We start from the raw sequence: 20,546 nt of genomic DNA on the forward strand, positions 1-20,546 counted from the left end.
CTCCTGGTCCACAAAAGCAAAAGGCCCGGATCGATCCGGGCCTTTGAGAGTGTAACCGGCTGCCTTTGCGGGCAGCTACTGGCGTGGCAGTTCAACCACCAGATTATCGATCAGGCGGGTGCTACCCAGCTGTGCAGCAGTCAGCACCACCAGGTGATGATCGTCGAGCTGGGCCGGGCGCAGGTTCACCGCGTTACGGATCTCCAGGTAATCGGGGATGAAGCCAGCACCACGTTGCTGCGCCTGGGCACTGTCGATAAGCCGTGCGTAATCGCGAGCGCCACGCTGCAGCTCTTCGGCGATCGCTTGCAGGCCTCGATACAGCGCGGGGGCGGCGGCGCGTTGCTCCTCGCTGAGGTAGCCGTTGCGCGAGGACAGCGCAAGGCCGTCCTCGGCGCGTTGAGTTGGCGCACCGATAATCTGGATCGGCATGTTCAGGTCCTGCACCAGTGCGCGGATCACTGCCAGTTGCTGATAGTCCTTCTCGCCGAACACGGCCAGATCAGGCTGGACCATGTTGAACAGCTTGGTCACCACCGTCGCGACGCCCTCGAAATGCCCCGGACGACTGGCGCCGCAGAGGCCTTCGGAAACACCGGGAACGATGACGCGGGCCTGGTTACTCATGCCGTGCGGGTAGATTTCCGCGACATCGGGGTGAAACAGCAGGTGGCAGCCGGCCGCCAGCAGTTTCTCCTGGTCGGCGGCGAGGGTGCGCGGATAGGTGTCCAGATCCTCACCGGCGCCGAACTGCAGTGGGTTGACGAAGATGCTGGCAACCACGAAGTCGGCGCGTTGGGCGGCGATCTGTACCAGCGAGACGTGGCCCGCGTGCAGATTGCCCATGGTCGGCACGAAACCGATTTGCTTGCCCTCGGCTCGTGCCTGAGCGATGGCTGCGCGCAGCTCGCGCAGGGTCTTCACCGTGGTCATGCGGAAAACCCATGTTCGGCAGCCGGGAAGCTGCCGTCTTTGACGGCCTGTACGTAAGCGCTGAAGGCGCCCTGAATGCTGCTCTGGCCCTCCATGAAGTTACGCACGAACTTCGGCGAACGACCGGACAGCGACAGCCCGAGCATGTCGTGCTTGACCAGCACCTGGCCATCGGTGGCGCTGCCTGCGCCAATACCGATCACCGGAACCTTCACCGCCTGGGTGATTTCCGCGGCCAACTCGCTCGGTACGCATTCGAGCAGCAGCATGGCCGCACCGGCCTGTTCCAGTGCCATGGCGTCGGCACGCATCTGCCGTGCCTGCGCTTCCTGGCGGCCCTGAACCTTGTAGCCGCCGAGAATGTTCACCGCTTGTGGGGTCAGGCCCAGATGCGCGCACACCGGTACGCCGCGCTCGGCCAGCAGACGGATCGGCTCGGCCAGCCAGCCAGCACCTTCCAGTTTGACCATGTGCGCGCCGGCCTGCATCAGCTTGGCGCTGTTGTGCAGAGCCTGCTCGGTGGTGGCATAGGCCATGAACGGCAGATCGGTGACGATCAGTGCTCCCTGGTTGCCGCGTTTGACGCAGGCGGTGTGGTAGGCCATTTCCTCGACGCTGACCGGCAGGGTGCTGTCGTGGCCCTGCAGGACCATGCCCAGGGAGTCGCCGACCAGCAACACGTCGACACCCGCCTGGCAGGCCGCATGGGCGTAGGTGGCGTCATAGCAGGTCAGCATGGCGATCTTTTCACCGTTCTGCTTGAGGCTCTGCAGGGTGGTCAGGGTAACGTCAGGCATTTCAAAGGTCCTCGCTCAGGCTCGGTATACCGCTTCTATCTGGCTGCAATCCGGCCTGGATTGGCATCAAAGGTGCGCCCGGCGCTGGGCGACGGGACGCCTATAGTCCTGATGGGGGGGCGTGAAGTCAATTGCAGGTGTTACCGCTCTGTTACTGGCGTTACCGCCAATGTCCGTGGCGAACGGCCGAGCTAGAGCTGGCGCGGGCTTGCGGCGGGTAGCAGGCGCAGAACAAGGTGAAGGTGGCTGGCGCTTGCTCGGACGTCACTCCGGCAGGCGCTCCAGGCCGGTGAAGGGGCAGGCTTCGAGCAATGCATTGAGGCTGCGGCCGTCCGGCAACTGCAGCTCTGCGGCTAGCTCGGCCAGCGGGTAGAGCACGAAAGGACGCGCGTGCATGTGGTAGTGCGGCACGGTCAGGCGCTCGTCGTCGATCAGGCGCTTACCGAACAGCAGGATATCCAGGTCCAGTGTGCGCGGTCCCCAGCGTTCGGCCTTGCGCACGCGACCCTGTTCCTGTTCGATGCGTTGCAGCGCGTCGAGCAACTGCCAGGGCTCCAGTGCGGTATCCAGCGCTGCCACGGCGTTGACGTAACGCGGCTGATCCGCCGGACCCAGTGGGTCGCTGATGTAGAACGACGAATGCGCCTGCAAGCGGCTGTGTGGCAACTGGGCGATAGCATGCAAGGCCGCGCGCAGCTGTTGCAGCGGCTCGGCCAGGTTGCTGCCGAGGCCGATGTAAACCCGCTCCATCATTCGCCGCCGGCTTCGTCGCTGCGCTTACGCCGATTGTTGTTGCTGCGGCGACGTTTGCGCGGCGCGGCGCCGGTGCTTTCGCCTTTGCCTGCGAGGTCGCGAATCATCTGTCGGCGCTCACTGTCGTTAGCGTCTTGATAGTCCGTCCACCATTCGCCCAGGCCTCCAGTGTCCTCCCCGGCCAGTTCGCGCAGCAGGAGGAAGTCATAGCCTGCGCGGAAACGCGGGTTCTCCAGCAGCAGATCGGCACGCTTGCCACTGCGTCGCGGCAGGCGCTCCTGCATGTCCCAGATTTCGCGAATCGGGATGGTGAAACGCTTGGGCACGGCAATGCGCTGGCATTGCTCGGCGATCAGTTCGTGGGCGGCTTCCTGCATGGCCGGAATCGGCGGCATGCCTTTGCTTTGCAACTGCAGTACGCGGGCCGGGAGGGCAGGCCACAACAGTGCGGCGAAGAGGAAGGCCGGCGTGACCGATTTGCCATCGTGGATGCGGTCGTCGGTGTTGATCAGCGCCTGGCGAATCAGCTTCTCGGTGTACTGCGGGTTCTGCTTGAGCGCTGCGCCGCTGGCCGGGAACAGTTGGGCGAACAGGTCGTGCTCGAGCAGCAGGTCGAAGGTGTATTCGGCGTAACCGGCGAGGAACAGCTTGAGCACTTCGTCGAACAGGCGCGCCGAGGGAATGTCGCGCAGCATCGGCGCCAGACGGCGAATCGGCGCGGCGCTGTGCTTCTCGATATCGAAATCCAGCTTGGCGGCGAAACGTACCGCACGCAGCATGCGCACCGGGTCTTCCAGGTAACGCTGCTCCGGGTCGCCGATCAGGCGTACCTGGTGGTTGCGCACATCGTGCATGCCGCGGGCGTAGTCGAGGATGTGCTCCTGGGTTGGATCGTAGTACAGCGCGTTGATGGTGAAGTCGCGGCGCTGTGCATCGTCTTCGAGGGTGCCGTAGACGTTGTCGCGCAGGATGCGGCCGCTTTCGTTGCGTGCCGCCTGGTTGCTGTTTTCCTCTTCCTCGCCTTGTGGGTGGTTGGCGCGGAAGGTAGCGACTTCGATGATCTCGCGGCCGAAATGCACGTGAACCAGCTTGAAGCGGCGGCCGATCACCCGGGCGTTACGGAATTCGGCACGTACCTGCTCAGGCGTGGCGCTGGTGGCGACGTCGAAATCCTTGGGGTCAATATCCAGCAGCAGGTCGCGGACGCAACCACCGACCAGATAGGCCTGGTAGCCAGCCTTCTGCAGGCGCTCGACCACGCTTATGGCGTGACGGCTGATCTCGTTACGCTTGAGCGGATGTTGGCTGCTGCTCAGCACTTCGGGAGTGCTGCGTGGGCGTGGGGCACGGCGCAGAGGTGAGTGGAAAGATTTGAACAGCTTTTTCAGCATGGGATGCACTGTTTGGAGTAGTGGTCGGCCTGCTGCGCATGCGCTTGAAAATCGAATTGCGTGGGCATCACGGCGTTAAAAGCAGTTTGCTTTGGCAAGGTTTTTCAACTGCATGCGAAACGATGACCGCATGATTGCTGCGGATTCTAGCATCGTGTAGGGGGAAGGTGTGTAGAGGGGCGGCAGGCGGGGATCTGAGGACCGGAAGCTACTGGGGGAGCTGAAGCTCCCCCCCAAAATTGGTGCGTGCTCTGTTTTTATTGTTATTGAGGGCCTGTTGTTTTTGTTGTTTGGCCCTTCCCGGCTTGCCGTGGCTTACCGGGTGCTCCCCAGAGAGGGGAGCCAATAGCAAACGGATTTCTTTGGACGCTGATGCTGCCTTAATCAACCAGTTCTGGCGCTGCCTTGAAGCAGTTTTATTGTTCTCAGCCTGGTCGCTGGGGCGAACCCCTCGCGGCAACTCCTCTCCAAAAGAATCAGTTAGCTGCGCCTCCGTGCCTTGTTGTTCTTGTTGTGCTGGAGTCGTTACGTCTTGTTCTTATTGTGTAGGGCATTGCTTGTTATTGTTGTTGTGCCAGAGATAAAGCAGATGCCGTGCCAGTTTTTGTGATTCCTTGTAAATCAAGGGCTTGCGGCGGATTGGGGTGTTGGGTGGGGGAGGGGAAGCCGGATTTTCGTTACCGATAGACCCGGTCTTTGTTACGAGATATTGAAAAGGTAACAACCTGTGGAACCCCGGCGCAGACAGGTTGTCACCTAGGCGTTAAGTCAAGGGCTGCTGGTTACACCGGTTTTACGCCGTGGAATGCCCAGGCGCTGACGGCGCTCCCACAGGCACTTGCGGCTGATGCCCAGCTTACGCGCCAGCTCGGTCTCGGTCATGTGATCCTGGTGTTCGAGGACGAAGTGCTGGAAGTAATCTTCCAGTGACAGATCCTCGGTCGGCTCGTGGCTGTTGCCACTGCTCTGCCCGGCCACAGCCGGCAGGCTGAAGTCCTCGTCATCCAGGTCGTCCAGCTCGATATCGATGCCCAGCAGGTCGGCACAAATTTCCGCACCTTCACAGAGAATCACTGCGCGCTCGATGGCGTTTTCCAGTTCGCGCACGTTACCCGGCCATGGGTAGTGGCGGATCGCTTGCTCGGCATCATGAGCGAAACGCAACGGCTCGCGGCCCATGCGGGTGTACTGGCGCACCAGGAATGCCTGGGCGATCTCTATCACGTCGCTACCGCGCTCGCGCAGCGCCGGCAGCTTGAGGGCGATGACGTGCAGGCGGTAATAGAGGTCTTCACGGAATTGGCCGGTCTTGGCCAGGGTCTTCAGGTCGCGGTGAGTGGCGGCGATCAGGCGCACGTCCACTTTCTGTGACTGCACCGAGCCGACCCGGCGAATCTCGCCTTCCTGCAGCACGCGCAGCAGGCGTGCCTGAGCTTCCAGCGGCAGTTCGCCAATCTCGTCGAGGAACAGCGTGCCACCGTCGGCCGCTTCCACCAGACCAGCGCGCCCGGCGCTGGCGCCGGTGAAGGCGCCTTTTTCGTGGCCGAACAGCTCGGACTCGATCAGGGTTTCCGGAATGGCGGCGCAGTTCACCGAAATCAGCGGTGCCTTGGCGCGCTTGGACAGGTTGTGCAGGGCGCGTGCGACCAGCTCCTTGCCCGTGCCGGACTCACCCTGCACCAGCACATTGGAGTCGGTGGGGGCTACCTTGCGAATCTTGCTGTAGAGCTCCTGCATGGCGGCGCAGGAGCCGATGATGCCGATCTCGCCATTGGCGTTATCCACCACCTTCTCGGCATTGCCACTGCGTGCGCTGCTACCGGTGGCGGGCGCGGGTGCGCTCTTGGCTTCCTGGCGGTCGCGCAGGATGCGAGCGACTGCCTGCAGCATCTCGTCGTGGTCGAAGGGCTTGGCGATGTAATCGACTGCGCCCATCTTCATGGAGTCCACCGCCGAGCGCAGGCTGGCGTAGCTGGTCATGATCAGCACCGGCGTGCCTTCGGCCAGCTTGATCAGTTCGGTGCCCGGTGCGCCAGGCAGGCGCAGGTCACTGACGATCAGGTCGAAGGTGGGAATGCTGTAGCGCTCCTGGGCTTCCTGTACCGAGCCAGCTTCGCTGACCTGGTACTGATTGCGTTCGAGCAGGCGGCGCAAGGCAGAGCGGATAATGGTTTCGTCTTCGACGATAAGAATATGTGGCATCAATTCGGTCTCTCGACGGTCACGGAGGTGCCATGGGCAGCCTCTCTCGCTGTTTACATCGCTACGGACGTCGCCTCGACATGCCTCGGTAGGGTGACCCGAATTCGAGTGCCCAATTGGCGCTCGGGGTCAGCCGGGCTGTCGATTGTTATCTGTCCATAATGCTCTTCCACGATCGAATAGACCAGTGCGAGGCCCAGGCCCGTCCCTTCGCCGGGGTCCTTGGTGGTGAAGAATGGCTCGAACAGGCGGTCGATGATCGCCTTGGGAATGCCGCTACCCTCGTCCTCTACGATCAGGTCCACGGTGTGCTCGCTGGCTTCGCTGCGCACGCGGATGGCGCCGACGGGTGGCGAGGCATCACGGGCGTTGGACAGCAGGTTGATCAGCACCTGGGCCAGGCGCTGCGGGTCGCCGCAGGCCCAGTGCTGCGGATCGCACAGGTTGTAGAACTGGATGTCGAAGTTGCGCTTGTTCAGCGACAGCAGGCCGATGGCGTCCTGCGCCACATCGGCCAGACACACCGGCTCGTCGCTGCGCTGGTGGCTGCCGGAATGGGCGAAGCTCATCAGCGACTGGACGATGCGTGACACGCGCTTGGTCTGTTCGAGAATCTGCCCGCTGATTTCGGTCAATTCGGCGTCGGTCTCACGTTCCTCGCGCAGGTTTTGCGCCAGGCAGGCGATACCGGTGATCGGGTTGCCGATCTCGTGAGCGACGCCCGCAGCGAGACGGCCGATGCTGGCCAGGCGCTCGGAGTGCACCAGTTTGTCTTCGAGCATCTGGGTTTCGGTCTGGTCCTCGACCAGCAGCACCAGGCCGCTGTTACCGGGCGCCAGTGGCTCGTTGATGGCAGCCTTGTGCAGGTTGAGCCAGCGGATCTGACCATCGAGCGCCAGGTGCTGTTTATGCAGGTGCTGGTCGGGGCGTTCGATGAAGTCCTGCAGCAGGCTCTGCCAGGGTTCGCTCAGGGTGCTCAGGCGCGAACCGACGATGCGTTGCGCGGGGATGTCGGTGAGCTCTTCCATGGCCCGGTTCCACATCAGGATCTCCTGGTCCTTGGCCAGCGAGCACACCCCCATCGGCAACTCCTGCAGGGTCTGGCGGTGGTAGCGGCGCAGCGCATCGAGTTCGGCGGCCAGGCCGGTAAGGCGCGACTGGTAGTCCTCCAGGCGGCTTTCGATGAAGTGGATGTCCTCGGTGACGTAGCCCTCGGTGCCGGATTTGTAGGGCAGGAAGGTTTCCACGATGTCCTGCGCCACGCTCGGCCCCATCAGGCCGGAGAGGTTGGCCTCGATGCGGTCGCGCAGGCGGCGCAGGGCATAGGGACGGCTTTCGTCGAAGGGCAGGTGCAGGTCGCGCAGGGCCTGTTCCACCTCGCGCTGTGCGGTCTTGGCGCCAAGCGGCTTGGCCAGTTGCGCGGCGAAGTCCTGCGGCGAGTCGGCGACCAGTTCGCGCCGTTGCGGGCGGCGCACGTTGTCGACTGCGCAGGCTTCGGCGGCGCTCTTCTCCTCGGGGCTGGCTTCGGTGAACAGTGATACCAGGGTAAACACCAGCACGTTGGCGGCCAGCGAGGCGATGGCTGCGAGGTGCCAGCTGGCATCGTCTAGCACATAGATGACGTTGAACAGCGGCAGGTAGAAGCCTTCCAGATTGCCCAGCAGCGGCAATAGCATGGTCAGCGCCCAGACGCTGATGCCGGCCAGTAGGCCGGCGAGGAAGCCGCGGCGATTGGCCGTCTGCCAATACAGCACCGAGAGCACGCCGGGCAGGAACTGCAGGGTAGCGACGAAGGCGACGATGCCCAGGTTGGCCAGATCCTGCTGCGCACCGAGCAGCAGGTAGAAGCCGTAGCCGGCCATGATGATGAAGGCGATCAGCGCGCGGCGCGTCCACTTCAGCCAGCGGTAGATGTTGCCTTCGGCTGGGGGCTGGTACAGCGGCAGCACCAGGTGATTCAGCGCCATGCCGGACAGCGCCAGGGTCGAGACGATGATCAGGCCGCTGGAGGCCGACAGCCCACCGACATACGCCAGTAACGCCAGGGTTTCACTGTTGACCGCGATCCCCAGGCCCAGGGTGAAGTATTCGGGGTTGGTGGTGGCGCCAAGTTTCAGGCCAGCCCAGAGAATCAGTGGTACCGCCAGGCTCATCAGCAACAGGAACAGCGGCAGGCCCCAGCTGGCGCTGACCATCGCGCGCGGATTGAGGTTCTCGGTGAAGGTCATGTGGTACATGTGCGGCATGACGATGGCCGAGGCGAAGAACACCAGCAGCAGGGTGCGCCACGGGCCTTCCTGCAGCGGTGTGTGCAGGGTCGACAGCGCGGCCTGGTTCTGCACCAGCCACAGCTCCAGCTCACGTGGGCCGCCGAATACCTGATACAGCGCGTACCAGCCAATGACGCCCAGCGCCACCAGCTTGACCAGCGACTCGAAGGCGATGGCGAACACCAGGCCCTCGTGCTTCTCGCGGGTGGCGATATGGCGCGCGCCGAACAGGATGGTGAACAGGATGATCAGGCCGCAGTAGCTCAGCGCGACCTTTTCCTGCAGCGGCTCGCGGCTGAGGATGCCGATGGAGTCGGCCACCGCCTGGATCTGCAGGGCCAACAGCGGCAGTACACCAATCAGCATGAACAGCGTGGTCAGTGCGCCGGCCCAGGTGCTGCGAAAGCGAAAGGCAAACAGGTCGGCCAGTGATGACAACTGGTAGGTGCGGGTGATGCGCAGGATCGGGTAGAGCAGCACCGGCGCCAGCAGGAAGGCCCCGGAGACGCCGAGGTAACTGGCGAGGAAGCCGTAACCGTACTGGTAGGCCAGACCCACCGTGCCATAGAAGGCCCAGGCGCTGGCGTAGACGCCCAGCGACAGGGTGTAGGTCAGTGGATGGCGGATGATCCAGCGGGGGATAAGACCGTGTTCACTGACCCAGGCGACGCCGAACAGCACCAGCAGATAGCCGGCGCTGATCAGGATCAGTTCGCTCAGGCTAAAGCTCGTCAGCATCGCGTTGGCTCTGAAGGATGAAGGTAACGACGATCAGGATCAGCCACAGCAGATAAGGCCGATACCAGGCGCCATTGGGGTCGATCCACCAGTCCATGATGGCCGGTGAGAACAGGTAGATCCCCACTACCAGGATCAGAACCAGTCGGTAGATATACATGTGACATCTCGTCGAAAGATGCCGCGATGGTAAAGGAAGCTGCGCGCTTCAAGCCACAAACTTGAGGCTTGCCGTAGGGTGCGCTGTGCGCACCGGGACCGTACAAGGTTCGCTTGGTGGTCAACAGTGCGCGCGGCGCGCGCTACCTCAATTGCGTTTCGGCCAGGGTGCGGCTGCGCGGAATACGTGTGGCGTCCCAGTTGGCGATGCCCCAGGCCAGCAGCTCGGCAGATGCCGCGCCTTGCAATTCGGCGGGTGGTTGTTGCCCCAGCGCGCGCAGGGCGCGTAGTAGCAGAGGCCCGGCCTGGTCGGCGGGTAGCGGTGGCGAGCGGTAGCTCTTGCCTAGCTTGTGCCCGTCCGGCTGAATGATCAGCGGCACGTGCAGGTAACGCGGTTGCGACAGCCCCAGCAGTTCCTGCAGATAGAGTTGGCGCGGGGTGGAGTCGAGCAGGTCGGCGCCGCGCACCACGTCGGTAACACCTTGCCAGGCATCGTCCAGCACCACGGCGAGCTGATAGGCGAACAAGCCGTCGCGCCGGCGAATCACGAAGTCGCCGACCTCACGGCCCAACTGCTGGCGAAATTCGCCCTGCACCCGGTCGATGAAGTGATAGTCCAGCTCTGGCACGCGCAGGCGGATGGCCGCTTCGTGGTCAGGGTGGCAGGCGTTACGGCAGAACCCCGGATAAATGCCGGCGTGGCCTTCGAGCTGCTTGCGCGAGCAGATGCAGGCGTAGGCCAGGCCCTGGCTGAATAGCCGGGCGATCACCGCTGTGTATTCGGCGTGGCGCTCGCTCTGGCGCACCAACTCGCCGTCCCACTCGAAACCGTAGGCTTCCAGCGTGCGCAGAATCGCATCCTGAGCGCCGGGCACTTCCCGTGGCGGGTCGAGGTCTTCCATGCGCAGCAGCCAGCGACCGCCAGCGGCGCGGGCATCGAGGTAGGAGGCGAGAGCGGCGACCAGCGAGCCGAAGTGCAGATAGCCGCTGGGCGTGGGGGCGAAGCGCCCGACATAGGCTGTGTTCATGGAGCTAGGGCCAGAAACAGAGCGGGGCGCCTAAGCGCCCCGTTGTCAGATCAGGAACCGACCTGCTTTTCCTTGATTTCCGCCAGCGTCTTGCAGTCGATGCACAGCGTGGCGGTCGGGCGGGCTTCGAGGCGGCGAATGCCGATCTCTACACCGCAGGAGTCGCACCAGCCGTAATCGTTGTCTTCGATCAGCTGCAGGGTTTCGTCGATCTTCTTGATCAGCTTGCGCTCGCGGTCGCGGGCACGCAGTTCCAGGCTGAATTCTTCTTCCTGGCTGGCGCGGTCGGCCGGATCCGGGAAGTTGGCCGCTTCGTCCTGCATGTGGTGCACGGTACGGTCGACTTCCTGCATCAGCTCCAGCTTCCACTTATTGAGGATGCCTGTGAAGTGAGCGCGCATCGGCTCGCTCATGTATTCCTCGCCCTTCTTCTCTGGATAAGGCTCGAAACCACGAATCAGCTGGCTGGTGCTTTTGGCTTTTTCTTTTGTGGGCATGGATGACGCCTCTCACTCTTTCAAATCCATCGCGCAGGTTATTCCATTGCCAGGCGTTTGTCCGGCCCTGCGACTGCAAGCCGGCGAACTTACCAGATCAAATCGGGGCGCGCTACTCCCGGTTGTCTATGCCTTGTCCGGTGTGTGAGCGAAATCCGCAAGGGACTGCTCTGCAAGCGTAGCGGCGCTTTGGCGCCCTTGCCGTGGCCTTGAGCTGCCCTGCTAGAATCCGCGCCTCGCAACCCTGAAGACAGACCCATGGCTCAGCTCTACAGTGCGCGCAGTCGCGCCATCGAACCCTTCCACGTGATGGCCTTGCTGGCACGTGCCAACGAGTTGCAGGCCGCCGGCCACGATGTGATTCACCTGGAGATCGGCGAGCCGGACTTCACCACTGCCGAACCGATCATCCGTGCCGGTCAGGCCGCGCTGGCCGCCGGGCACACCCGCTACACCGCCGCCCGTGGCCTGCCGCAACTGCGCGAAGCCATCGCCGGCTTCTATGCCGAGCGTTACCGACTGAGCATCGATCCGCAGCGCATTCTGGTGACGCCGGGTGGCTCCGGCGCACTGCTGCTGGCCGCCAGCTTGTTGGTCGACCCGGGCAAGCACTGGTTGCTGGCCGACCCGGGCTACCCGTGCAATCGCCATTTCCTGCGCCTGGTCGAAGGCGCCGCGCAACTGGTGCCGGTCGGCCCGGACGTGCGTTACCAGCTCACCCCGCAATTGGTGGAACGGCACTGGGACTCTGGCAGCGTCGGCGCCTTGGTCGCGTCGCCGGCCAACCCGACCGGCACCTTGCTGCACAAGGATGAGCTGGCGGCCCTGTCGACCTGCCTCAAACAGCGTGGCGGTCATCTGGTGGTGGACGAGATCTACCACGGCCTGACCTACGGCTGCGATGCCCCGAGCGTGCTGGAAGTGGACGACGATGCCTTCGTCCTCAATAGTTTCTCCAAATATTTCGGTATGACCGGCTGGCGCCTGGGTTGGTTGGTGGCGCCTGAGGCGGCGGTGCCTGAGTTGGAGAAGCTGGCGCAGAATCTCTATATCAGTGCGCCGAGCATGGCCCAGCATGCCGCGCTGGCCTGCTTTGAACCGGCCACGCTGGCGATCTTCGAAGAGCGGCGTCATGAATTCCAGCGTCGCCGTGACTACCTGCTGCCGGCATTGCGTGAGCTGGGCTTCGGTATCGCCGCCACGCCTGAAGGCGCCTTCTATTTATATGCCGACATCAGCGCCTTTGGCGGCGACGCCTTCGCTTTCTGCCGGCACTTCATCGAAACCGAGCATGTGGCCTTCACCCCGGGTCTGGATTTCGGCCGTTACCAGGCTGGGCACCATGTGCGCTTCGCCTATACGCAGAACGTCGAGCGTCTGCAGCAGGCGGTCGAGCGTATCGCGCGCGGCCTGAAGAGCTGGAAGCCCGATGCGCTTTGATCCGCCGCTGGAGGAAGGGCGGCTGTTGCGCCGCTACAAGCGCTTTCTCGCCGATATCGAGACGGCCAGCGGCGAGCAGATGACCATCCACTGCGCCAACACCGGCTCGATGCTCAACTGCATGAGTGAAGGCTGTCGGGTGTGGTTCAGCCGCAGCAACGATCCCAAGCGCAAGTTGCCGGGCAGTTGGGAAATCAGCGAAACGCCGCAGGGGCGCCTGGCCTGCATCAACACCGCGCGGGCCAACGCGCTGGTGGAAGAAGCGCTGCGTGCCGGCGTGATCAGCGAACTGGCTGGCTTTACCGCGCTCAAGCGCGAGGTGGCTTACGGGGTGGAGAACAGCCGCGCCGATTTTCGTCTGGATTACTCGGACGGGCCGGCCTTTGTAGAGGTCAAGAGCGTGACGCTGGGCTTCGATGGCAGCGATGTGGCGGCTTTTCCCGATGCAGTGACGCAGCGCGGTGCCAAGCACCTGCGCGAGCTGGCCGCGCTGGCGCGTGCCGGTGTACGCACGGTGCAGCTGTATTGCGTGAACCTCTCCGGCATTCGCGCCGTGCGCGCCGCGGAGGAAATCGATCCGACTTACGGGGCGGGATTGCGTGATGCCAAGGCTGCGGGTGTGGAGGTGCTGGCCTACGGCGCCGAGCTCAGCCCTGAAGGGATCACCCTGGTTCGCCGGCTGGAAATCCTGACGTAGAGTGCGCCGTGCGCACCGGTTACTGCGTTGGGAAAGCGGTGCGCACAGCGCGCTCTACGGCGCAATCCAGATTCCGTTCGCGTCTTCCTTGCACGCCAGCCTCTGCAGCGCCTGGCCTTCGCACGGGCCGGCCACGCATTCACCGCTCTCGATCAGAAACAGCGCGCCGTGAGTCGCGCAGCGGATCAGGCTGCCGCTGTCATCGAGAAAGTCGTCTGGCCGCCACTCCAGGGCAATGCCGCGATGTGGGCAGCGGTTGATATAGGCGTGCACCTGACCGTCCCTGCGTACTGCAAGCAGGTTCAACTGGTCGAGCACGAAGCCCCGGCTCTGACCCTCGGCCAGTTCCTGTGGAGCGCACAAGCGAATCATCGCGGTTTCCCGTTAGCGTGAAGGTCGACGACCTCGGATGACCGTCCTCCGGCAGGAGGAAGGTGGCGCATGGCGCCGCAAGACGGGCGGATTATCCCGCAAGAAGGAGGAGGGCGCATCCTTGCGCCAAGTGGAACTCAGAACTGCCAGGAGGCCGATACGCGGAAGCTGCGCCCGGGCTCGCTGTAGTAGTCGACCGGTTGAGGTGTGGTGCGGCCGCCAATGTTGGGCACGTTGAGGGCGTTCCAGTACTTCTTGTCGAACAGGTTGAACAGACCGGCCTGCAGCCGGACTCCATCCAGCGCTGCCGGTTGCCAGTAACCGGTGAGGTCGACCACGCCATAGCCGGGAGCCTTGAAGTCGCTGTCGTTCTCGACCTTGTCGCGACGGCGGGCGGCGGTCAGCATCAGGTCCGCACCATAGTGCTGCTGGGTGTAGCTGAGGCCGAGGGTGCCAGTCAGCGGGGCGACCGAGTTCAGGTGCTGTTTGGTTTCGCGGTCCTTGCCCACGGCCCAGGCGACCGAGCTCCAGGCTTGCCAGGAGGGTGCGAACTGCCAGTGCGCGGTGCCTTCGGCGCCGTAGATACGCACCTTGTCGCGGTTCTCCATCACCTCGAAGAAGGTCGGGAATTCTCCGGCCTGGAAGCCGTAGTCCTCTTCGTTGGCGGTGATGCTGTCGATGAAGTTCTTGTAACGGTTGTCGAACAGGCTGACGGAGCCGCCGAGATGCTTGTCGCCCAGGCGCGCGCCGACTTCGTAGCCGGTGCTTTCCTCGGGCTTGAGGTTGGGGTTGCCGACGCGCGCGTAGCCCATGCCGGAGTTGGTGAAGGTGCTGTACAGCTCGTTGACGTCCGGTGCCTTGAAGCCCTGCGCCCACTGCGCGTAGAGGGTTGCCAGCTCGTGCGCCTGCCAGGTCAGCAGCAGGCTGCCGGCCCAGTTGGAGTCCTTGTTTTCGGTGAGCATCACACTGTCGCCGGCCAGCACGTAACCGCTGGTGCCGCTCTTGGGTTTGTACTCGTAGCGGTCATAGCGCACGCCCGGCGTCAGGGTCAGTGTGTCGCTGAGGGCGATGTCGTCTTTCAGGTAGAGGCCGTACAGGTTGCCCGGCGTCTTCGGCATTTCGGCCTGATTGGTGTGCAGGTTGATGCAGGAAAAGTAGATGCCGGCGGGCGTGCTGTCCGGGCGCGGCGGGAAGGGCGGTACCAGTACGCTGGGGCAGGCATCGTAGCCGCCGCTGTACTGCTCGGCCTCGATGCGGCTCCACTCCGCACCCAGGGTCAGGTTGTGCTGCCCCAGTTGCTTGCCCAGGCTGCCGTTGATGCCGTATTGGGTTTTCTCGATTTCGTTGTTACGGCCGAACGGGCCGGCGAGGGTTCCGGCGCGAGTGGCGTCCACCTCGTCTTCGCGACGCAGCTTCTGCCAGTAGACGATGGTGTCGGCCCAATCCAGCAGGCTGTCGCTGCTCTCGGCACGGTACTGGTGGTCGAAGGACAGGCGCTTGCGCTCGTTGCTCTCGCGGGTTTCATAGTGCCGTGGATAGTTGGCGGTGCCCTGGTTGATGCGGCTGTCCATGTCTTCTGTGCGCTCGAACAGTTCGGCGGTCACACCGACGCGGTGCCCGCCGCCGAGCTTCTGCTGAACCTTGAGCAGCAGGCTGTGCTGATCGGTGTCACTGGGGTTGGCCTCGGTGCGCTGGCTGCCCAGAACATCACGGTTGCCCTGGTTATCGAGCTCGTGCCCCTTGCGCCCGCCAGCCTGGAGCAACCAGGAGGTGTCGTTGAAACGACCGGCCAGCGCGGCATTGAGCCCCCAGCTGCGGTCGGCGCTGTCGTAGTCGTTCTTGATCATTCCGGCGAACTCGTCCTTGTCGCCCAGCAGGTCGTCCGGGTTCAGCGTACGCAATTGCAGCGCTCCGCCGAGGGCGCCTGAGCCAACCTGGCTGGAGTTGGCGCCGCGCACCACGTCGATGGAGGACAGACCCTGGAAGTCGATGCTGTTGGGGCCGCCGTTGACGTCGCGCACGGCGTCGTTCAGCCAGGGCATGCGAATACCATCGAGGGTGGTGAGCACACGGTCGCGGTCCAGACCACGGATGTTGATGCTGTTGTTGCTGCGGTTGTAGTTCAGTCCCGGCTCGGCACGGCGCGACAGGTCATCGAAGCTGCGAATCTGTCGGCGTTCCAGCGTCTGGGCGTCGGTCTGGGTCGTGGTCGGCAGCGGTTGCTTGGCCGCCACTCCAGTGACCTCGACAGCGGGTAGCTCGGCTGGTGTTTCAGCCAGAGCCAGCGAAGGGCACAGCAATAGCAGCGCGAGCCAGGAGCGGCGAGCGAGGGGCGGGCGAACGTGCATGGTGATACTCCGGTGCATGTGTGGCAGCTCTGCGACTGCCTGGTTGGCGACGGCGCAAGACGTTAACCAGATCACTCATTTGATGCAAATAATTCTCAGGTAGATTATCGTTCTCTCAAATTGCACTGCCGTGTCGGTACGCGTTCGCGTCGCCGACGGTGGTGGTAACTGCCCGTGAGAGAGGAAATCCCGATGAGTACCGCAAATAACTTGGCAGCCCCGGCTGCTGGTCTTTACCAGGCCTGGCAAACGCTGCGTGATGAGCAACCCCGTCTGCGCGCCCGGGAAGCAGCGGCGCAGCTAGGTGTCAGCGAGGCCGAGTTGACCGCTAGCCGCCTGGGCATCGACGCGCAGCGCTTGCGCCCGGATTGGGCCGCGCTGCTGCCGGCGCTTGGCGAACTCGGTCGGGTCATGGTGCTGACGCGTAACGAGCATTGCGTCCATGAGCGCAAGGGGCTGTACCGTGAAGTGAGCGTTGCCGCATCCGGGCAGATGGGCCTGGTGGTGTCTGCCGACATCGACCTGCGCCTGTTCCTCGGTGGTTGGGCCAGCGTGTTCGCCATCGCCGAGGAAACCGCCAAGGGCACCCAACGCAGCATCCAGGTGTTCGACCAGCAGGGCGTCGCCGTGCACAAGGTCTACCTGACCGAGCACAGCAAGTTAAGCGCCTGGCAGCCGTTGGTCGAGCGTTTCGCCGGCGAGCAGAATGCCGAGCTGCAATTGCTGCCACCGCCAGCCGCACCAGCGCGCAAGGCCGATGCGGAGGTCGACAGCCAGGCGCTGCGTGAGGGCTGGGCGACGCTGCAGGACACCCACCATTTTTTCGCCCTGCTGAAAAAGCATGAAGTCGCGCGTACCCAGGCGTTGCGCCTGGCGGGTGAGCAATGGGCGCAGCCGCTGGCGACCTCCGGGCTGACAGTGCTGATGGAGCAGGCCGCTGCCCGTGAAGTGCCGATCATGGTGTTCGTCGGTAACCGTTACTGCATCCAGATTCACACCGGCTCGGTGCACAATCTGCGCTGGATGGACAGCTGGTTCAACGTACTCGACCCCGATTTCAACCTGCACCTGCAGACCCGTGGTGTGGTCGAGCTGTGGCGCGTGCGCAAGCCCAGCGTCGATGGCGTGATCACCAGCCTGGAAGCCTTCGATGCCGAGGGCGAGCTGGTCGTCCAGCTGTTCGGCGCTCGCAAGCCTGGCATGGCTGAGCGTGATGACTGGCGCGAGCTGGCCGAGTCGCTGCAGGTGCTGGCCTGATCCGTGCCGGATCCCCGCTGGGGCCGGTCGATGTCACGTTCGAGGAGTCGAGACCATGCGTCTTGCGAATATTCTGGGCGGCCTGGCGGCTGTCCTGCTGTTTCCCAATCTGGCGCTTGCAGAGCCATTGCCGCAGCGCTGGGTGAGTTCCGGTGGTGCCCTGAGTGAGTGGGTGGTGTTGCTGGGCGGCGAGAGCAAACTGGTGGGTGTCGATACCACCAGTCGTCATCCGGCGTCGCTGACCAAGCTGCGCAGCGTCGGTTATCAACGGCAACTGGCTGCCGAGGGCATTCTCGCCCTGCGCCCGGACCTGCTGCTGGGCAGCGAGGAGATGGGCCCGCCGCCGGTACTTGAGCAACTGGCTGCAGCCGGCGTGCGTATCGAGCGTCTGACGGCGCGCGCGGAGCTGGGCAGCCTGCAGGCCAACCTGAAACGTCTGGGCCAGTTGCTCGGGGATGAGGCGGCAGCGCAACGCGCCTTCGCCGATTACCAGGCGCGTCTGCAGACTCAGCGGCAGTGGGTCGAGCAGGCCCAGCGCAGCCAGGAAGCGCCCGGTGTGTTGCTGTTGCTCGGGCACGCCGGTGGCAGCCCGTTGGTGGGCGGCGTCGATACGGCGGCCGACTGGCTGATCAGTCGCGCCGGTGGGCGCAACCTGGCCAGTCACAATGGCTACAAGGCGCTGTCCAGCGAAGCACTGCTGGCGCTCGACCCACAGGTCGTGGTTGTCGCTGATCGCGCTCTTGAAGGCGATGCCGCGAGGCAGGCCCTGCTGCAGCAGAACCCGGCCCTGGCCGGTACGCGCGCGGCGCGTGAGGGGCGTTTGCTGGCGCTCGACCCGACCCTGCTGGTCGGCGGTCTTGGACCGCGTGTGCCGGATGGGCTGGCGATGCTCGGCGCAGGCTTTTATCCTGCCAGCCACTCTCTGACAGCTGAAGCCAAAAGCGCGCCATGACCTCACCTCTTTCGACGCGCCCATTGTTCATCGCACTGGGCCTGCTGCTCGTGCTCGCACTGTGGCTCTCGCTGGCGCTCGGCCCGGTCAGTCTGCCGCTGGGCGACACTCTGCGTGCCGCGCTGCGTCTGCTGGGCGTGCCGCTTGCAGCTGATGCGTCGGTGCAGCAGGCGGAACTGATCCTGGCGCAGATCCGCATGCCGCGTACGCTGCTCGGGCTCGCCGTGGGCATGGTGCTGGCGCTCTGTGGTGTGGCGATGCAGGGGCTGTTTCGCAACCCTCTGGCGGACCCTGGCCTGGTCGGCGTTTCCAGCGGTGCCGCGCTGGGCGCTGCGGTTGCCATCGTTGGCGGCGCCGCGTTCGGCGGTTTGCCCGAAGCCTTCGCGCCTTATCTACTGTCGGCCTGTGCCTTCGTCGGTGGCTTGCTGGTGACCGCTCTGGTCTACCGTCTGGGCCGGCGTGATGGGCAGACCCACGTGGCGACCATGTTGCTGGCCGGCATCGCGTTGACTGCGCTGGCCGGTGCGGCCATCGGCCTGTTCACTTACCTGGCGGACGATGCAACGTTGCGTACCCTGACGTTCTGGAACCTGGGCAGTCTCAATGGCGCCAGCTACGCACGGCTCTGGCCGTTGTTGCTGGCAACGCTGGCCGTGGCACTGTGGTTGCCGCGACGGGCACGGGCGCTGAACGCGCTGCTGCTGGGCGAGTCGGAGGCGCGCCACCTCGGTTTCGATGTGGAGCGCCTCAAACGCGAGCTGGTGTTCTGCACGGCGCTGGGTGTCGGTGCTGCGGTAGCCGCCGCCGGCCTGATCGGCTTTATCGGGTTGGTGGTTCCGCACCTGATGCGGCTGCTGGTCGGCCCCGATCATCGCTTGCTGTTACCGGCATCCGCACTGGCCGGTGCCAGCCTGCTGCTGCTGGCTGATCTGGTTGCACGCCTGGCGTTGGCACCTGCCGAGTTGCCGATCGGCATCGTCACGGCGCTGATCGGCGCACCGTTCTTTCTTTATCTGTTGGTGCGGGGGCGAAGCTGATGCTGCAGCTCGAACGGTTGGAAGTTCGCCGCGGGCCCTGTGTGGTGCTCAGTGACATCGATCTGCAGCTGCGTCCAGGCGAAGTGCTGGGTGTGCTGGGGCCGAATGGTGCGGGCAAGAGCACCTTGCTGGCAGCGCTGACCGGCGAGTTGCCGGCCAGTGCCGGGCAGGTGACGCTGGAGCAGCGCGCGCTCGATGAATGGTCGGGGCCGGAGCGTGCCCGGCGGCTTGCAGTGCTACCGCAGAGTTCGAGCCTGAATTTCGCCTTCCGCGTCGAGGAGGTGGTCGCCATGGGCCGTCTGCCTCACGACAGCGGTCGCGTGCGCGATGCGCAGATCGTCCTGGAGGCGCTGCACGCAGCTGATGCAGCGCACTTGGCCGGGCGCAGCTATCTTGCCCTGTCCGGCGGTGAGCGTCAGCGCGTGCACCTGGCGCGAGTGCTGGCGCAGCTGTGGCCGGGCGGCGAGGGGCAGATTCTGCTGCTCGACGAGCCAACCTCGATGCTCGACCCCCTGCATCAGCACACCTGCCTGCAGGCGGTTCGTCGTTTGGCTGAATCCGGTGCGGCGGTGCTAGTGATCCTCCACGACCTCAATCTGGCTGCGCGTTACTGTGATCGCCTGTTGTTGCTGGAGCAGGGCAGGGCGCATGCGCTGGGTACGCCTGCCGAGGTATTGCGGGCCGAGCCACTGCAGGCCGTTTTCGGCCTGGAGGTGCTGGTGCAGACTCACCCCGAGCGCGGCCATCCCCTGATCGTCGCACGCTGAGCCTTGGAGAGTTCGATGCGAGTGGTTCTGCTGAGTTGTCTGATGCTGATGGCCGCCTGCCAGAGTCGATATGTGCTACCGCCCCCGGCGCCCCTCGCTCCGCTAGGCCGCGAGCACACTGACCTGGGCCGTATTGTCGATCTTGCCAGTGGGCAAACCATCAGTCCTGAGCAGTTGCTGAGTCGCCTGGCGCCGGCCCAGCGGGTGTTGGTCGGCGAACAGCATGACAATCCCGATCACCATGCCGTGCAGCTCTGGCTGTCGCGTGAGCTATCCCGGCAACGCCCGCGGGGCAGTATGTTGATGGAGATGCTCAATCCCGATCAGCAGAGCAGGGTCGATCAGGCTCAGGCCGCTGCACGCACAGGGCAGGTGCCTGCAGATCCGTTCGATGCGCTGGCTTGGCAGCCGGGATGGGACTGGTCGCTGTACGGGCCGTTGGTGCTGCATCAGTTGCGTCAACCTTATCCCCTGCTCGCGGCCAATCTGGACCGCGCCGAGATCATGCAGATCTACTGCCAGCGCCCGACCCTGCAGGGCGAGCGCTCCAGCGCAGGCGAGGTGCAGGCGCGTTTGCTGGCGGACATCCGCGAATCGCACTGCAGCTTGCTGCCGGACAGCCAGTTGCCGGCGATGCTCGCCGTGCAGCAGCAGCGCGACCGGCGCATGGCCGAGGCGCTGTTGGCTGCACCGCAGCCAAGCCTGCTGCTGGCTGGCGCCTTCCACGTGCGCAAGGACCTCGGCGTGCCGCTGCACCTGGGTGATCTCGATGCGCAGACCGGCAATGTGGTGCTGATACTGGCCGAGGTCGGTCGTGCGGTGGACGCGTCCATGGCTGACTACGTCTGGTTCACCGCCGCGCAGCCTGCGCAGGATCACTGCGCCAAACTGCGACCCTAGCCGCCTTT

The 20,546-nt window shown here is 64.2% G+C and carries 18 protein-coding genes; 7 read left to right on the forward strand and 11 right to left on the reverse strand.

The window, feature by feature from the left end; all coding sequences use genetic code 11:
* Positions 1-75: 75 nt before the first annotated feature.
* The 9 genes from panC to dksA form a co-directional block, all read right to left on the reverse strand.
* Positions 76-933: a pantoate--beta-alanine ligase gene (gene panC, locus AAEQ75_RS13165; protein ID WP_343349253.1), complete on the reverse strand. Its 858-nt coding sequence runs from the start codon at positions 931-933 to the stop codon at positions 76-78.
* Entirely contained in the window at positions 930-1,730 is an 801-nt protein-coding gene (gene panB / locus AAEQ75_RS13170) for a 3-methyl-2-oxobutanoate hydroxymethyltransferase (RefSeq protein WP_125835128.1), read from the reverse strand. The genes panC and panB overlap by 4 nt, the downstream gene beginning before the upstream one ends.
* A gap of 264 nt (positions 1,731-1,994) precedes the next feature.
* Positions 1,995-2,483 carry a 2-amino-4-hydroxy-6-hydroxymethyldihydropteridine diphosphokinase gene (gene folK / locus AAEQ75_RS13175; RefSeq protein WP_099526084.1) on the reverse strand — a complete coding sequence of 163 codons (489 nt, stop codon included), beginning with the start codon at positions 2,481-2,483 and terminating at the stop codon, positions 1,995-1,997.
* Complete coding sequence (locus AAEQ75_RS13180) at positions 2,480-3,874, reverse strand: polynucleotide adenylyltransferase PcnB (protein ID WP_125880298.1); 1,395 nt, start codon at positions 3,872-3,874, stop codon at positions 2,480-2,482. The genes folK and AAEQ75_RS13180 overlap by 4 nt, the downstream gene beginning before the upstream one ends.
* A gap of 768 nt (positions 3,875-4,642) precedes the next feature.
* Positions 4,643-6,076 carry a sigma-54-dependent transcriptional regulator gene (locus AAEQ75_RS13185; protein ID WP_256833008.1) on the reverse strand — a complete coding sequence of 478 codons (1,434 nt, stop codon included), beginning with the start codon at positions 6,074-6,076 and terminating at the stop codon, positions 4,643-4,645.
* A gap of 53 nt (positions 6,077-6,129) precedes the next feature.
* On the reverse strand, positions 6,130-9,084 hold the full coding sequence (locus AAEQ75_RS13190) for a sensor histidine kinase (RefSeq protein ID WP_343349256.1): 2,955 nt from the start codon (positions 9,082-9,084) through the stop codon (positions 6,130-6,132).
* Complete coding sequence (locus AAEQ75_RS13195) at positions 9,068-9,244, reverse strand: hypothetical protein (RefSeq protein ID WP_003244646.1); 177 nt, start codon at positions 9,242-9,244, stop codon at positions 9,068-9,070. Before AAEQ75_RS13195 ends, AAEQ75_RS13190 begins: the two co-directional genes overlap by 17 nt.
* A gap of 142 nt (positions 9,245-9,386) precedes the next feature.
* On the reverse strand, positions 9,387-10,271 hold the full coding sequence (gene gluQRS / locus AAEQ75_RS13200) for a tRNA glutamyl-Q(34) synthetase GluQRS (protein ID WP_279922012.1): 885 nt from the start codon (positions 10,269-10,271) through the stop codon (positions 9,387-9,389).
* 50 nt (positions 10,272-10,321) lie between these two features.
* Positions 10,322-10,768: an RNA polymerase-binding protein DksA gene (gene dksA, locus AAEQ75_RS13205; RefSeq protein WP_099526079.1), complete on the reverse strand. Its 447-nt coding sequence runs from the start codon at positions 10,766-10,768 to the stop codon at positions 10,322-10,324.
* A 258-nt stretch (positions 10,769-11,026) separates the two neighbouring features.
* On the opposite strand from dksA, the gene AAEQ75_RS13210 reads away from it, so the two are divergent.
* Positions 11,027-12,208, forward strand: coding sequence for a pyridoxal phosphate-dependent aminotransferase (locus tag AAEQ75_RS13210; protein ID WP_099526078.1), 1,182 nt, complete (start codon positions 11,027-11,029; stop codon positions 12,206-12,208).
* Entirely contained in the window at positions 12,198-12,905 is a 708-nt protein-coding gene (gene sfsA, locus AAEQ75_RS13215; RefSeq protein WP_343349259.1) for a DNA/RNA nuclease SfsA, read from the forward strand. The genes AAEQ75_RS13210 and sfsA overlap by 11 nt, the downstream gene beginning before the upstream one ends.
* A gap of 54 nt (positions 12,906-12,959) precedes the next feature.
* Here the strand turns inward: sfsA and AAEQ75_RS13220 are convergent, their stop codons facing one another.
* Both AAEQ75_RS13220 and AAEQ75_RS13225 read right to left on the reverse strand, forming a co-directional pair.
* Positions 12,960-13,277, reverse strand: coding sequence for a Rieske (2Fe-2S) protein (locus tag AAEQ75_RS13220; RefSeq protein WP_041980719.1), 318 nt, complete (start codon positions 13,275-13,277; stop codon positions 12,960-12,962).
* Between the two features lie 137 nt (positions 13,278-13,414).
* Entirely contained in the window at positions 13,415-15,625 is a 2,211-nt protein-coding gene (locus tag AAEQ75_RS13225; RefSeq protein ID WP_343349261.1) for a TonB-dependent hemoglobin/transferrin/lactoferrin family receptor, read from the reverse strand.
* Positions 15,626-15,817: 192 nt separating this feature from the next.
* Between AAEQ75_RS13225 and AAEQ75_RS13230 the strand changes: the two genes are divergently transcribed.
* From AAEQ75_RS13230 to AAEQ75_RS13250, 5 genes are read left to right on the forward strand one after another with little or no spacing between them, the layout of a single operon-like run.
* Positions 15,818-16,882: a hemin-degrading factor gene (locus AAEQ75_RS13230; RefSeq protein WP_343349263.1), complete on the forward strand. Its 1,065-nt coding sequence runs from the start codon at positions 15,818-15,820 to the stop codon at positions 16,880-16,882.
* Positions 16,883-16,937: 55 nt separating this feature from the next.
* Positions 16,938-17,834, forward strand: a complete 897-nt coding sequence (locus tag AAEQ75_RS13235; protein WP_343349265.1) for a heme/hemin ABC transporter substrate-binding protein — start codon at positions 16,938-16,940, stop codon at positions 17,832-17,834.
* Between the two features lie 50 nt (positions 17,835-17,884).
* A complete protein-coding gene (locus tag AAEQ75_RS13240; protein WP_177429705.1) occupies positions 17,885-18,871 on the forward strand; it encodes a FecCD family ABC transporter permease in 987 nt (328 codons plus the stop codon).
* Positions 18,871-19,638 carry a heme ABC transporter ATP-binding protein gene (locus AAEQ75_RS13245; protein ID WP_343349266.1) on the forward strand — a complete coding sequence of 256 codons (768 nt, stop codon included), beginning with the start codon at positions 18,871-18,873 and terminating at the stop codon, positions 19,636-19,638. Before AAEQ75_RS13240 ends, AAEQ75_RS13245 begins: the two co-directional genes overlap by 1 nt.
* 15 nt (positions 19,639-19,653) lie before the next feature.
* Positions 19,654-20,538, forward strand: coding sequence for a ChaN family lipoprotein (locus tag AAEQ75_RS13250; protein WP_343349267.1), 885 nt, complete (start codon positions 19,654-19,656; stop codon positions 20,536-20,538).
* Positions 20,539-20,546 lie beyond the last annotated feature (8 nt).

The sequence above is a fragment of the Pseudomonas sediminis genome (assembly GCF_039555755.1).
Classification (GTDB): Bacteria; Pseudomonadota; Gammaproteobacteria; order Pseudomonadales; family Pseudomonadaceae; genus Aquipseudomonas; species Aquipseudomonas mendocina_D.

Excerpts from the sequence above, each read along its gene's own strand:
- panB (WP_125835128.1), bottom strand. The coding sequence starts at position 1,730 with ATGCCTGACGTTACCCTGACCACCCTGCAGAGCCTCAAGCAGAACGGT.
- AAEQ75_RS13180 (WP_125880298.1), bottom strand. The coding sequence starts at position 3,874 with ATGCTGAAAAAGCTGTTCAAATCTTTCCACTCACCTCTGCGCCGTGCC.
- AAEQ75_RS13225 (WP_343349261.1), bottom strand. The coding sequence starts at position 15,625 with ATGCACGTTCGCCCGCCCCTCGCTCGCCGCTCCTGGCTCGCGCTGCTA.
- AAEQ75_RS13190 (WP_343349256.1), bottom strand. The coding sequence starts at position 9,084 with ATGCTGACGAGCTTTAGCCTGAGCGAACTGATCCTGATCAGCGCCGGC.
- AAEQ75_RS13220 (WP_041980719.1), bottom strand. The coding sequence starts at position 13,277 with ATGATTCGCTTGTGCGCTCCACAGGAACTGGCCGAGGGTCAGAGCCGG.
- AAEQ75_RS13250 (WP_343349267.1), top strand. The coding sequence starts at position 19,654 with ATGCGAGTGGTTCTGCTGAGTTGTCTGATGCTGATGGCCGCCTGCCAG.
- AAEQ75_RS13230 (WP_343349263.1), top strand. The coding sequence starts at position 15,818 with ATGAGTACCGCAAATAACTTGGCAGCCCCGGCTGCTGGTCTTTACCAG.
- AAEQ75_RS13210 (WP_099526078.1), top strand. The coding sequence starts at position 11,027 with ATGGCTCAGCTCTACAGTGCGCGCAGTCGCGCCATCGAACCCTTCCAC.
- AAEQ75_RS13245 (WP_343349266.1), top strand. The coding sequence starts at position 18,871 with ATGCTGCAGCTCGAACGGTTGGAAGTTCGCCGCGGGCCCTGTGTGGTG.
- panC (WP_343349253.1), bottom strand. The coding sequence starts at position 933 with ATGACCACGGTGAAGACCCTGCGCGAGCTGCGCGCAGCCATCGCTCAG.
- dksA (WP_099526079.1), bottom strand. The coding sequence starts at position 10,768 with ATGCCCACAAAAGAAAAAGCCAAAAGCACCAGCCAGCTGATTCGTGGT.
- sfsA (WP_343349259.1), top strand. The coding sequence starts at position 12,198 with ATGCGCTTTGATCCGCCGCTGGAGGAAGGGCGGCTGTTGCGCCGCTAC.
- AAEQ75_RS13195 (WP_003244646.1), bottom strand. The coding sequence starts at position 9,244 with ATGTATATCTACCGACTGGTTCTGATCCTGGTAGTGGGGATCTACCTG.
- gluQRS (WP_279922012.1), bottom strand. The coding sequence starts at position 10,271 with ATGAACACAGCCTATGTCGGGCGCTTCGCCCCCACGCCCAGCGGCTAT.
- AAEQ75_RS13185 (WP_256833008.1), bottom strand. The coding sequence starts at position 6,076 with ATGCCACATATTCTTATCGTCGAAGACGAAACCATTATCCGCTCTGCC.
- AAEQ75_RS13235 (WP_343349265.1), top strand. The coding sequence starts at position 16,938 with ATGCGTCTTGCGAATATTCTGGGCGGCCTGGCGGCTGTCCTGCTGTTT.
- folK (WP_099526084.1), bottom strand. The coding sequence starts at position 2,483 with ATGATGGAGCGGGTTTACATCGGCCTCGGCAGCAACCTGGCCGAGCCG.